At 58.5% G+C, this 12570-nt stretch carries 14 protein-coding genes and 1 pseudogene; all 15 read left to right on the top strand.

The window, feature by feature from the left end; all coding sequences use genetic code 11:
- On the top strand, window positions 1-568 hold a 568-nt coding region (locus CAI21_RS22180), incomplete at its 5' end, for a hypothetical protein (protein WP_404840907.1).
- Window positions 568-1212 carry a hypothetical protein gene (locus CAI21_RS22175; protein WP_116304300.1) on the top strand — a complete coding sequence of 215 codons (645 nt, stop codon included), beginning with the start codon at window positions 568-570 and terminating at the stop codon, window positions 1210-1212. The genes CAI21_RS22180 and CAI21_RS22175, both read left to right, overlap by 1 nt.
- A gap of 149 nt (window positions 1213-1361) precedes the next feature.
- Window positions 1362-1850: a DUF1441 family protein gene (locus CAI21_RS22170; RefSeq protein ID WP_116304299.1), complete on the top strand. Its 489-nt coding sequence runs from the start codon at window positions 1362-1364 to the stop codon at window positions 1848-1850.
- Complete coding sequence (locus tag CAI21_RS22165) at window positions 1843-3885, top strand: phage terminase large subunit family protein (protein ID WP_116304298.1); 2043 nt, start codon at window positions 1843-1845, stop codon at window positions 3883-3885. The genes CAI21_RS22170 and CAI21_RS22165 overlap by 8 nt, the downstream gene beginning before the upstream one ends.
- 1 nt (window position 3886) lies before the next feature.
- Entirely contained in the window at window positions 3887-4093 is a 207-nt protein-coding gene (locus CAI21_RS22160) for a phage head-tail joining protein (protein ID WP_116304297.1), read from the top strand.
- A 3-nt stretch (window positions 4094-4096) separates the two neighbouring features.
- Window positions 4097-5557 carry a phage portal protein gene (locus tag CAI21_RS22155; protein WP_116304296.1) on the top strand — a complete coding sequence of 487 codons (1461 nt, stop codon included), beginning with the start codon at window positions 4097-4099 and terminating at the stop codon, window positions 5555-5557.
- Window positions 5554-6612: a head maturation protease, ClpP-related gene (locus CAI21_RS22150; RefSeq protein ID WP_116304295.1), complete on the top strand. Its 1059-nt coding sequence runs from the start codon at window positions 5554-5556 to the stop codon at window positions 6610-6612. Before CAI21_RS22155 ends, CAI21_RS22150 begins: the two co-directional genes overlap by 4 nt.
- Window positions 6609-6973 (top strand): annotated as a pseudogene (locus tag CAI21_RS22145) (head decoration protein). The gene CAI21_RS22150 and the pseudogene CAI21_RS22145 overlap by 4 nt, the downstream one beginning before the upstream one ends.
- Before the next feature lie 74 nt (window positions 6974-7047).
- On the top strand, window positions 7048-8076 hold the full coding sequence (locus CAI21_RS22140; protein WP_116304294.1) for a major capsid protein: 1029 nt from the start codon (window positions 7048-7050) through the stop codon (window positions 8074-8076).
- Window positions 8076-8366, top strand: a complete 291-nt coding sequence (locus CAI21_RS22135; protein ID WP_116304293.1) for a head-tail joining protein — start codon at window positions 8076-8078, stop codon at window positions 8364-8366. The genes CAI21_RS22140 and CAI21_RS22135 overlap by 1 nt, the downstream gene beginning before the upstream one ends.
- Entirely contained in the window at window positions 8363-8821 is a 459-nt protein-coding gene (locus CAI21_RS22130) for a hypothetical protein (RefSeq protein ID WP_147305217.1), read from the top strand. Before CAI21_RS22135 ends, CAI21_RS22130 begins: the two co-directional genes overlap by 4 nt.
- 76 nt (window positions 8822-8897) lie before the next feature.
- Window positions 8898-9308, top strand: a complete 411-nt coding sequence (locus CAI21_RS22125; protein ID WP_116304291.1) for a phage tail tube protein — start codon at window positions 8898-8900, stop codon at window positions 9306-9308.
- Window positions 9309-9712: 404 nt separating this feature from the next.
- Complete coding sequence (locus CAI21_RS26195) at window positions 9713-9853, top strand: phage tail assembly chaperone (RefSeq protein WP_116304290.1); 141 nt, start codon at window positions 9713-9715, stop codon at window positions 9851-9853.
- The gene (locus CAI21_RS22115) at window positions 9853-11829 is read left to right on the top strand and encodes a hypothetical protein (RefSeq protein ID WP_116304289.1); all 1977 of its coding nucleotides are present in this window, start codon (window positions 9853-9855) and stop codon (window positions 11827-11829) included. The genes CAI21_RS26195 and CAI21_RS22115 overlap by 1 nt, the downstream gene beginning before the upstream one ends.
- Window positions 11826-12570 (top strand): hypothetical protein (locus CAI21_RS22110; RefSeq protein WP_116304288.1); only part of this gene is annotated, 745 nt, incomplete at its 3' end. The genes CAI21_RS22115 and CAI21_RS22110, both read left to right, overlap by 4 nt.

The following is a 12570-nucleotide window of genomic DNA, read 5'->3' as shown; positions in this document are numbered from 1 at the left end:
CCGCTTAGAGCACGGTGAGAGCGAGGTGGCGAATAGGCATTTTCTCGCCCGCGTAGAGGATGAGCTAGAGGGCGAATTGGGACCGCGTAAAACTTTTACGCACCCCCGGAATGGCGCAAAGGTGGGTTTCTATGAGCTCACTCGTGACCAGTGCACTTTGGTCGGGATGCGCGAGTCAAAGGCCGTGCGCCGCACCGTCTTGGCCAAGCTCAAGGCTATGGACTCGGCGCTGCCTGTTATCAAAGACCCACAGCTTGCCGCCGTCGCCACAATGCTGACCCAACTAGATGCAGTTAAGCAGGAGCAGGCAAGTCAGCGGAACGAAATCGCAGACATCCGCGCCAAGGTCGAGACCTCGCCCCGCGACTACTACACGGTGGCCGGCTATGCCTCGCTGCGCGGTCTCAGTCTGGACGTTAAACGGGCAAGCCTGCTCGGTCGTAAGGCGTCAAAGTTGTCGCGTGAATATGGCGTGGACACCGGTGAGGCGCATAGCGAAGTGTTTGGCACGGTGAAGACGTATCACGTCGACGTGCTCGCGGAAGTGTTTAACGAGGAGGCGGCCTAGTGCCGCCCGAGGTTGAGAGTATGGGTGGGGCGGTAATAGGTGAGCGCGAGATTCTGCGGAATCTGGATAACGTGCAGCGCCAGCAGCTCCCGTTCGCTACCGCAATGGCACTAACCCGTACAGCGATGGGCGGGCGTGAGTCTGTAATGGCCAGCATGCCAGACCAGCTGGACAGGCCAACCCCTTTCACTAAGAGGGGTATCGCATACCGACGTGCTACTAAGCGCAACCTGCAAGCGGCTATATTCGTTCGCCCCACCCAGGAACAGTATCTGCGCTATCAGGTAGACGGCGGCACAAGACGGCCAAGCGGCCAAGCTATCCCAGTACCCACCTCCAACATGCGTAAGAACGCATATGGGAACATGCCCAAGGGCAAGGTAAAGCGCCTGCTTTCCAACAGGCAGAAGTATTTCAGTGGAACCCCGCGAGGCGGGCAGGGCGGCGCCGGCATATGGGAGCGCGTTGGCACACGCAGCAGGAGAGGCGGTCAACGCATCCGTATGCTCGTGTCATGGGAGAGCCAAGCACGTTATGCCGACCGTCCCTTCAAGTTCTACGAGACGGCATACGCCGCTGTACGTCGCAACTATGCGCGCAATCTGCGTGATGCTGTGGAGCGAGCGTTGAGGACGGCTCGATGATCGAGCGGGGACCCTGAGCAAGAGCGATTACCGTGGGTAATTCGCGACCCCGGTTCTCGACAGTTTTTTCAGTTCCACAAGACTTCAACAACAAAGCCATCTAACGCCTTGGTTTCATTGGTCGAGGCGGGCTGTCGGCTTGGTAGATCATGGGTGCAGTTGCCAACGTCAATGACGCGAATCTCTTCAGCATAAATCGCCTGTCTCAAATGACGGGGATGGCGCGGGAGACGATTACGCGTAAGGTTCAAGGCATCAAGCCGTCGGGGACAAAGTCGGGGCACCCGGTATATCACTGGCGAGACGTTGGACCGGCGCTTTACGGCGATGCGATGCCAGCTGCCGCCACTGACCCGAACGAACTTCCGGCGACTGAACGCGACCGATGGTATGCCTCCGAGCTGAAACGCCTGGAGTACGAGCAAGAGCTTGGCCAGTTGCTTAAAGCCGAGGATGTACGCTCGGCATGGGCGGGGGCATTGAAGGCGGTCATGCTGGGCCTGGAAACATTGACTGATGTTGTTGAGCGTGATGCGGGCCTCACGCCGGAGCAGACATCGGTTATTCAGCGCACTGTAGATCGCATGCGGGACCAGCTTTACCGAGAACTGTCTGGAGAGGAAGACGATAATGTCTAACCTCGCCAGCGCAAGAAGCATCCTGGCCGAGGTCGCCGAGATCGTTAGGCCGCCGCGCCGCTTGACAGTGCCTGAGGCTGCTGAGCGACATGTTGTGCTTGACATTCCGGGCGGCTACCAAGGTCCGTGGTCGAATGATCTGACACATTACATGGTGGAGCCGGCGCAGCGCCTGTCATCTCGTGAGTGCGAGGCAGTCATATTTGTGGGGCCAGCGCAGTCTGCTAAGACCCAGGCGCTAATTGATAACTGGATTGCGCACAGCATCGTTGCCGATCCAGGCGACATGACAGTCATTCAGACGGCTCAGGACACAGCGCGCGATTACAGTCGGCGTCGAGTCGACCGACTGATTGCCGCTTCTCCCGACCTTCGCGCTCGACTTCGTCCAGGCCAGGATGACAACACGCATGACAAGACGTTCTCTAGCGGCATGATCTTGTCATTAGGTTGGCCGTCAAAGAATCAGCTTGCAGGCCGTGCTATCGGGCGTATGGCGCTGACCGATTACGACCGTATGCCGGAGGATATTGGCGGCGAAGGTTCGGCGTTCGACCTTGCGCGGAAGCGTACAACGACATTCCTAAGCCGGGGCATGACGTGTGCGGAGTCTTCGCCGTCCCGGCCGGTGCGCGATCCCAAGTGGAGACGGAAGACGCCCCACGAGGCCCCGCCGACTTCAGGAATACTTGGGCTCTACAATACTGGAGATCGCCGTCGTCTCTATGGGAAATGCCCGTGCTGCGGCGAGTATTTTACGCCGGAGGCTGGGCCAGAAGCGGCAATGATTCCAGACGACGGGAGCATCGATTCAAGAGCGGAGCGGGCGCAGCTTATTTGCACTGCTAGCGGCTGTCTTATTTCTCAGAGCGATGAGAGGAAGTTCAAGCGTAGCGCGCGCTGGCTTAAAGAGGGTCAGACAATTGGCTCTGATGGCGTCGTCAGCGGCGAGGGCCGTCGAAGCCGTCGCGCCTCGTTCTGGATGCCGGGCTGGTTTGCAGCCTTCCAGTCTTGGCGCTCAATCATCGCTAATTATCTGCATGCGATTGATAACTACGAGCGCACTGGCGATGAAGAACCGCTGAAGTCGGTTATCAATACCGATATGGCGGCCCCTTACCTTTACAAAGCCCAGCAAGACGACACCCGAGATGGCGGTTATTTGTCGGAGCGTGCCGAACCGTCTGAGCGGTTCGTTGTTCCGGAAGGTGTGAGAACGCTAATTGGCGTAGTCGATGTGCAGGCCGGCAAGAAATCAAGCCGGGACGCCAAGAAAAGGGCCCGTTTCGAGGTCGCAATCATTGGCTATGGGGAGCGGGGCGAGCGCTGGCTGATTGATCGCTACCCGATAACAGACGTTGACCCGGCCGCTCGGATCGAGGATTGGGACAAGGTCACGGAGAAGGTAGTCAACGCTACGTACCGGCTTGAAGGCGGACGGGAACTTCGCGTCCATAGGGCAGGGGTTGACCTTGGCGGGAAGGCTGGCGTCTCCGAGCGTGCCTACGAATGGTGGCGAGGACTGAAGCGGGCAGGGCTTGGGAATCGCGTTCGTCTCGTTAAAGGCGAAAAACGGGCGGTCGGGCGTATCCGTGAGACGTATCCCGATAGCTCAAGCCGCAAGGATCGTCGAAGCGGAGGACGCGGTGATGTCCCCGTGATCCTGGTTAACGGGAATCAGGTTAAGGATGCAGTCTATGCGGACCTTCAGCGCGAGTCACCCGGTCCCGGATATGTGCATTTTCCTGATTGGCTCCCTGGTCGCTACTACGACGAATTGACCGCAGAGCAGCGAACTGAGAAAGGCTGGGAGCCGATCCCTGGCCGACCTAACGAGACATTTGACTTGTTCGTCTATGCAGCTGCGCTCTGGCTATATCTGAAAGGCGACAAGATCAATTGGGCCGCGCCTCCTTCGTGGGCCGCACCAATGGAGCGCAACGCCAACGTGATGACTAAAGACGAGCGGCGAGAGATGAAGACTCAGCCGAGACCCACAACGCGGGGACGCCGCGCTCGATTCAGGTTCAACTGATATGGCATTTACCCAACTTGATCTGGAAAACATAAGGCTTGCTATCGCCTCTGGCGAGCTGACCGTACAGTTTTCCGACCGTCGCGTCACGTATCGCAGCATGGATGAGCTCCTAAAGGCGGAAGCGCGCATCGTTGAATCCCTCCAGCAGGGCACAGGGAAACGTCGGCCCCGTCAGTTGCGCGTCAATGTCAGCAAAGGAATATAAGCGATGCGGCGCTCCGTAATTGTGAATCATCGCGGCATGCCTTTCGTGGCAAATAAGTCTTCCTATGACAGCGCGGGACAGGGTCGACGCGCCTCGAATTGGTATGCTCCACGCTCAGGCCCCAATGATGCTCTGGTAGGCAGTTTAGACACGCTGAGGAATCGTAGTAGGGCCGGCTACCGGAACAATCCTTGGATTAGGCAGGGTGTTAATTCTCTCGTTTCCAACGAGATAGGGACTGGGATAATTCCGCGCTCGCGCGTAGAGGACGAAGATTTCCGCAGAAGCCAAAATGCGCTATGGGACCGATCCGCTGACGAAATGGACGCCGATGGCGTTCTGGATATCTACGGGATGCAGGCCCTATGCAGCCGCACTCGAAGACAGGCCGGGGAAGTCTTTGTGCGCAGGAGAATGCGTCAAGATAGCGACGGCTTGGCGGTGCCTATTCAATTTCAAATCCTAGAGCCTGAGTTCGTTCCTATCTGGCTTAACCAGACTGCCGCCAACGGCAACCAGATCCGGCACGGAATCGAGATCGACTTGCGCGGTCGGCGGGTAGCTTACTGGATGTATAGGGAGCATCCGGACGACTCAAGCGCGAGAGTTGACGCTAGTGAGCTTGTCCGGGTTCCTGCTGATAGCGTGATCCATCACTACTTGCCGCTCAGGCCAGGACAGCTTCGCGGAGAGCCGGTTACCGCTCAGGCGCTCCTTAAGGCATACACTTTTGATTCTTATGATGATGCCGAGTTGGTGCGCAAGCAAACGCGAGCGCCTTACACCGGCTTTATCAAGAAGGAATACGTCGGCGAGGACGATTGGAAGTTTGATCCAATGACCGGCGAGCCGGTGAACGAGGGCGATGACGGCGTCCCGTCAATCAACGCGGAGCCTGGAACGTTTCTGTCGGGCTTGCCGGGTGAAGAGCCGGTGATGTTCGATGGCGATGATACAGGCGCAGGTTACGCCGACTTTATGAGGCAGCAGATTCTCGGGATGGGCGTTGGCCTCGGCGTCCCCTACGAAATCCTATCCGGGGATTGGTCCAAGGTTAATGACCGGCTCGTCAGGGCGATCTTGCACGAGTTCAGGCGCAGTATCGAGGCCGATCAAGACCACCTAATGATCTTCCAGGTTTGTCGCCGTATATGGCATTGGTGGACAGATGCTGCCGTTATGCGCGGCCGCCTGGAGGCGCGTCAGTACGCCCTGCGTAGGCACGAATACTTAGCCCATGAATGGCGCCCTCAAGGTTGGCCGTATCTTCACCCCACCCAAGATGTTGAAGCCAAGATCAAGGCTATCGAGCACAACCTGGCTAGTCATGAAGGGGAGGCGGCGAAGACTGGATGGGATCTTGAACAGATACAGAGGGACAACGTTGAGGCAGAGAAAAGGTTTAGGGAGCTTCGGCGAGAGGCTGGGCTTCCAGAGAGTTCTGAACAATCGGAGGGCCTATGAACTGGCTTAAGGTCTTAAACGTCGCCACCGAGCGAGAGGGTGAAGAGGATAAGCGCGTTGCCAAAATGCGTATCGAAGGTGTGGTGGGTAGCTACAACTGGCTGACCAATACGGACTCAACAGCGACCACATTTATTCGTACTGTGGACGCTATGGGCGACGTTGAGGAAATCGACCTCGAAATTAACAGCCCTGGTGGAGTGGTTACCGATGGCGTCGCCATTACCAACTATCTTCGCAATCACTCCGCTAGTGTGAAGGTTACCGTTATTGGCGAGGCGTCGAGCATCGCGTCAGTGATTGCGCAGGCCGCTGATCCCGGCCGGCTCCATATGGCGCTTGGAACGACGATGTTCGTACATGACCCCCTCACTGCGGCAGTTGGGGATGCTGACGATTTCCGTCATATGGCGGACCGGCTAGACAAGATCCGGGACAGTATCGTTGACATCTACCAAGCGCGTAGCGGCATGGACCGGGAAGACATCATCGACCTGATGAAGGCGGATACCACAATGACCGCTGAAGAGGCGGTGACATGGGGTTTTGCCGATTCGACGGACGAGCATTTGCAGGCGGTTGCATGCACGGAAGATTTAGAAAAGGTCCTAGAGCGCGCCCAGATGCAAACGCGGAAGGCACTCAGGTCGTCGGGGGAAAGCAACGCCAGTGAGGTAGCTAAGCTGCGCCGGCAGATCGATGAACTTAAGCGCGGCCCCGAGCCCGCAGCGGCGGAAGCCGTGATTGCTGCTTGTGCGGAGGCGGATATCCCCGCACTGGCGGTTGACTTCGTTAAGGCAAAACTGCCGATGTCTGAAGTTCAATCTCGCATTGAGATGATCGGCAAGGTTCGCGACGTGTTTGCGGCCGCCGAACTGGACCCTGGCCCCATTCTTTCGCACATCGACGACCCCGTCGAAATGCTCCGAATCGCAGTGACGAACGCCAAGGCGGCAAACGAGCAACACATCGACAACTCACTCAACCAAAACTCCGAATCCCACCAGGCTGGCTGGGACAAGGCATTCAGCAACGTACGAGGTGACCAAGCATGACTGCATTGATCGAAGGCCAGCACGCTGGCGAATTTATGGTGAGCGAGGGGAATAAAACCATCTCCCGCGAAGCGATTACCGTCGCCGGTGGCGAGGCGCTAGAGGCGGGCACTGTCCTGGGCAAGCTGAGCGCGAACGGCAATTATGTGCAATTAAGCCCTGGCAGCGAAGACGGTTCGGAGACAGCTGTCGCCATTCTATATGCTGGCGCGGACGCTTCCGATGGCCCGTCGACGGAGTTGCCGTTGCTCGTCTTGCCGAGGTAAACGGTGAGGAACTTATTTGGCCTGCCGGTATTTCCGCCGAGGATCAGGATGCAGCCGTCGAGGAATTGGCAGAGCAATACATCATTCTCCGGTAACCACCCGCCAACTTACAGACTGATTACCCAGGCCCGCAACGCGGGCCTTTTGTATTTATAGAGGGCAAGAAATCATGGCAACGATGGATATCTTCCAGCAGAACGCCTTTAGCATGGTGGAGCTGACGGCCGCTATTAACAAGGTGCCGTTTCAGCCGTCCATGCTTGGGTCTCTGGGAATCTTTGACCCGCGCCCAGTCCGCACCACCACCGTGGCCGTTGAAGAGCGCGAAGGCAAGCTGTCCCTGATCCAGACCAGTGAACGTGGTTCGCCACTCGATCAGCGCAAGAACGAGAAGCGCAAGATCCGAGATTTCCGGACCAGTCGCATCGCCACCTCTGACCGAATCATGGCGGATGAATTGCAGAACATTCGCGCGTTCGGGACTGAAACCGAAATGGAGCAGGTTCAGGCCGAAATCGCGCGCCGCCTAGGCGGCCCGACTGGCTTGGTCCGCAACATCGAGCTGACCCACGAGAACATGCGCTTGGGCGCTGTTCAGGGTGTCGTCACTGATGCCGACGGTTCGGTCATTTATGATTGGTTCCAGGAGTTTGGCATTGCCCAGCCGGACGAGATCAACTTCGCGCTTGGTACTGCAACCACGGAAGTTCGAACCAAATGCTCCCAGGTGGTTCGGCAGATGCTTCGTGCTGCGAAGGGTGCCGCCACGCCGCAGACCGAAGTGCATGCCATCTGCGGCGATCAGTTCTACGACATGCTGATTTCCCACAAGAGCGTGAAAGAGACCTACCTGAACTACTCGGCAGCCGCTGATCTCCGTCAAGGCGCTGCATTCGAATCGTTCCGGTTCGGCGGAATTGTGTTCCACAACTACCGAGGCACTGACGACGGCTCCGAAGTGGCTGTGGACACTGATAAGGCCAAATTCTTCCCGGTTAACGCGCCAGGCGTTTTTGAGGCTGTTTTCTCGCCCGCCGAGACGTTCGATTTCGTTAACACGCCGGGGCAACGCTTGTACTCCATGATTATCCCCGACTTGGAGCGCAACATGTGGGCCGACATCGAGGCATACAGCTATCCGCTGTTTATGTGCACGAACCCCGGCATGTTGCAGAGCGCACGAGCGAACGGAAGTTAATGAACGACAGGCTTAATCGTTCCGTCCTCCGGCATATGGGAGAGCCAGCCGAGTACGGCATGCAGCGCGAGCCGTTGCGTGTCGTATTCAACCGGCGACCCTTCGAGACGCTGGATACGTCCGGCTACATCACGGAGGCCTGGTGCTTGAAAGAAGACGCCGAAAGACTAGGTATCGAGACGCGGCAGGACATCGTTATTCGTGGTGTCACCTATGAAATCGTGCCGCCCTTTGAGGACGATTTCGGCGGCATGATGCGCATGGTGCTTGAGAGGATTGACGGGCTGTGATGCATGCAAGGGCAAAGATCCGCGAGGCGGTTGCTGAACGGCTTTTGCTGGTCCAGCGGGTGGCCGGCAATGTCTACGAGACGCGGCTCCACGCACTGGAGGGCCGGGAGCTGCCCGGCCTTACTGTCGCCACCGGCAACGAGCGCTCCGAGCAGTACACCGATGACCGGGACATGAGGCGCGAGCTTCAGGTTCAGGTAGCAGTGCACGTTAGAGGGGCACACGACTTTGATAGGGAGGCCGACAGCATTGCGGCCGAAGTGGAATCGGTGCTGATGACTGAGCCCACGCTTGGGGGTCGCCTCGCGAATTTCTACCTATCCGAGACCCAGCCCGACTATTCCGGCGAAGGGGAGCGTCGTGTCGGGAGGCTAGCTATGACGTTTATGGCGACATACTACACCTACGAAGACGCCCCTGAGTCGATCATCCCAACGGAGCATGAGGCCGACTAGGTCGGCTCTTCTGAAAAAGCCCTGACAACCCGCCGCTGAGCGGGTTTTTTGTGCCCGTAGCAACGAGGATTTAGCAATGAGTGGTGGATTTAAAGGCCGCGCGGTCAAGTTCCGCTGGAAGAACGAAATGGTTGCAGGGATTCGGACGAAGAATCCGCAGTGCAATTCCGAGCCCGTCGATGTCACCGATGACGATTCCGACGGCTGGCGTGAGTTACTCGCTGAGCCGGGCGAACAATCGGTCGACATCTCCCTGTCTGGCATCACCAAAAGCGACACGTTGAAAGGTGATTGGTTCAACGGCCAGCGTATGGGAGAGGCCGAGCTGGAGTACCCGGACGGCGGCGTACTGTCGGGTCAGTTTTTCCTGGCGAACTACTCCGAGACTGGCGAATACAACGAAGGAACAACGTTCGACGCTGAGCTGCAATCGAGCGGCGAAGTCATCTATGTGCCCGGAAACAGTAACGGCAACGGGGAAGACTGATGGCGATTTTGAAGACATCACTCTCGACTGGAAAGGCCGTAGCTACACCATCCCGGCAAACGACGTAATGATGGCGATCGCCAAGATCGAGGACGTTATCACCATTGCCGAGCTGGATCGTTTCAGCCAACGCGGGACCGCCCCTGTCGCACGTCTTGCTCAAGCGTTCGCCGCGATCCTGAGGCACGCGGGCGCACGGGTAAATGACGATGAGGTCTACGCCTCCATGTTCGAAGGCGGAGCGACCCAGGCCCGCATCATGGAGGCTACCAACACGCTCCTGACGCTGATGTTGCCGCCTGCCGCGCTAGCGTCGTCTGCCGGCGAGCAGAAAAAAAAGGAGTGCAAGGCAAGACCGGTCGCTCGTCGCGGAAGCGTACAAAGCGGCGGTAGGCAACTGGGGCATGTCGCCAGCCGAGTTCTGGCGGCTTCACCCTGTCGAATTCTGGTGGCTAGTTCAAGCCAAAACCCCGACACGCATGTACGGCTCGTTGACGGAAGACGAGGTGGCAGAGCTTTATGAAGACACTTATGGAGACAGCTGATGTCTGCCGGTAGGTTAGGCTCCCTTGTTGTCCGCATTGGCGCCGACACGCGAGAATTCGACCGCAACGCTAAGGGCGTTAAAGCCCAAATGCGTGACATGGGCCGCTCGATGCGGGCAGGCGTTGCGGGTGCTGCCAAGTTCGGCGCGGCCATCGTGGCGGCTGGAGCAGCCATTGGGGCTGCGCTTGTCTCACGCTCGATGCAGGCGATTGATACCCAGGCCAAGCTTGCACAATCGCTGCAAACGACTCAAGCCACGCTTGCCGGTGTTCAGCGTGGCGCGGATATGGCTGGCATTAGTAATAGCCAGCTGGAGCAGGCCACGCGCCAACTGACCAATCAACTTGGTCGCGCTGCGGAAGGATCGGGCACAGCGGCGGCTCGTCTCGACCAAATGGGCCTTTCCGCCGAAGAGCTGGCGCAGATGCCGCTTGACCAGCGTTTGGCGACGATTAACCAAGCCATTCGCGACCAAATACCCGCCTGGCAGCAAGCAACCGTCGCTTCGGAGTTCTATGGGGACCGTGCCGGCGCGGCCATGATGCGGCTGGACCCCGAGACGCTGGCCGAGGGTGCGCGCCAAGCTGACGCATTGGGGCTTGCACTTAGCGATGTCGACGTTGTCACCATTGAGCGTGCCAACGACTCCATGTCGACGCTGCGTGAGATCGGCACCGGTATCATCAACCGGTTTGCTGTTAAGTTCGCGCCGCTTATCGATGCCATTGCGTCGCTGCTGAGCGAAATGGCTATCGAGTCGAACGGCTTTGCCGATGCTATCGACAAGGCGTTTGATATTGCGGTGACAGGCGCGGGATGGTTTGCCGACACCATTCAAGGGCTGCGTGTTGTCTTCAAGGGGCTGCAACTGTTGGCAGCCGCCTGGGGATCGGCAGTCATGGGTATTGTACGGCGGGCGGCCGAAGGAATCTCCGCTTTCATCGACTCCGTTGGTCGGGCCGTTAACGCTACTGTCGAGCAGCTTAATAGACTCCCGAAGGTTGATATCGCGACCATAGATCCTATCGGCGATTCACCGTTCATGAACTCCATTCGGACGATGAGCGATGTGGCCGACGATCAGGTCGCGCAGCTACGTGGAGAGCTCCATGACCTCGCCATGCAGCCCATGCCGTCCGGCAAGATTAAAAAGTTCGTTGACGACGCCACGGAGGCGGCGCAAGAGGCCAGCCGGAAGACGCTGGAGGCCCGCGAACAGATGGGTGGCGTGTTCGGCGGGGAAGAACAGCATCAGGAAGAGCTGGATCAGCTGCACGAGGCCATCGACAAGCGGCTTGAGGCAATTCGGGAAGGTTTCCGCGCTGAGGATGAAGTGGAAAAGCTCCGTCACGAAGAGAAGATGGAGCACCTCTTCGAGGCGCTTGAGCATGAGCGCGTAACCCTTGAGGAATTCAACCACCTCAAGGAGCAAATGGAGTCCGAGCACTACGAGCGCATGGAAGAAATCCGGCGCAAAGGGTTATCGGATCTTGAGCAGCTCAACGAAAAGAGCATGCGGGCACAAGTCGACCTGGTCGCCAAGGAAGGCACGAACATGCTTGCCGCTTACGGGCTAGTTAATGACCGGATGGCGAAGACTGCGCGTATCGCTGGCGCATCCCAAGCGTTTGCCGCAACGCTGGTCGGGCAAGCAGAGGCCTTGAAGCTTGGTTGGCCCGCTGGTCCGATCGCTGCCGCGAAGATCGCAACCAAAGGCTTTGGTCTTGTCGCGGCGCTGAAATCTGGTAAAGGGTCCAGCGGCAATATGTCATCGGCTGGTATGAGCGGGACCGGCGAGATAACCGACAGTACGCCGGTGTCGCAAACAGGACAGCAACAGCAATCACCCATCTCGGTAAGCCTTAGCGGCATTGATCCCTCGCAAATGTACTCCGGCGAGCAGCTTGGGCAGCTATTCGAAGCGCTGAACCAAGAGGCGGGCAACCGGGGCATGACTTTCGCGGTGTCCTCATGACCCTAGCAATAACCGGCAACCTCGTCCTAAGCCAAGCAGCCACGGACGAGGCTCACCCCAATGCGCCTGTTTTCGGCTATCAGAACCTGTTAGCCGAGGGCGAGCTTACGGCCAGCAGCGAAACGGCGGACGGTTATGCCGAAAACGCGCTGATTGGTACGACCGACTTTTGGACGCCGGAAACCGTGCCGGCAACGCTTGAGGTCCAGCTCCCGGCTGTGCGAGCCGCGGACTACGCGGGTATCGAGGCTCACACGCTAGGCGATGCCGAATGCTCCGTCTACATCGAGTATCACGACGGCAACGACTGGGTGACGGCGGCGTCGGGGTCGACGGGGGACAATCGGGGCTTGGCGTTTTTGTTCGACGAGCAATCAAGTGACCGCTGGCGGCTGCGCGTCGAGGGAAGCGCGCCACCGTCCATTGGCGTTGTCCACATTGGCAAGGCGCTACGGGGTCAGCGGCGGCTGTACCAGGGGCACACCCCGATCCGCTTCGGCGAGACGGTGCGGCTGCTGGTCAACGAAAGCGAAACCGGCCAACTCATCGGCAACAGCGTAATCCGCTACGGAGCCGGGACCACCATCGAGCTAGACAATCTCACGCCCGACTGGGTGCGCGGGCCGCTGGAACCTTTCCGCAAGCACTTCAACCAGGGGTTGCCGTTCTTTTGGCTGTGGCGTCCCGGTAAGTACCCGGACGAAGTCGCCTACTGCTGGCGGCAGGGCGGCGAGCTACAGC

Origin of the sequence: Alkalilimnicola ehrlichii, from assembly GCF_003399765.1 — a bacterium.
GTDB lineage: Bacteria > Pseudomonadota > Gammaproteobacteria > Nitrococcales > AK92 > AK92.
This window is presented reverse-complemented; position numbering and strand designations above follow the sequence as displayed.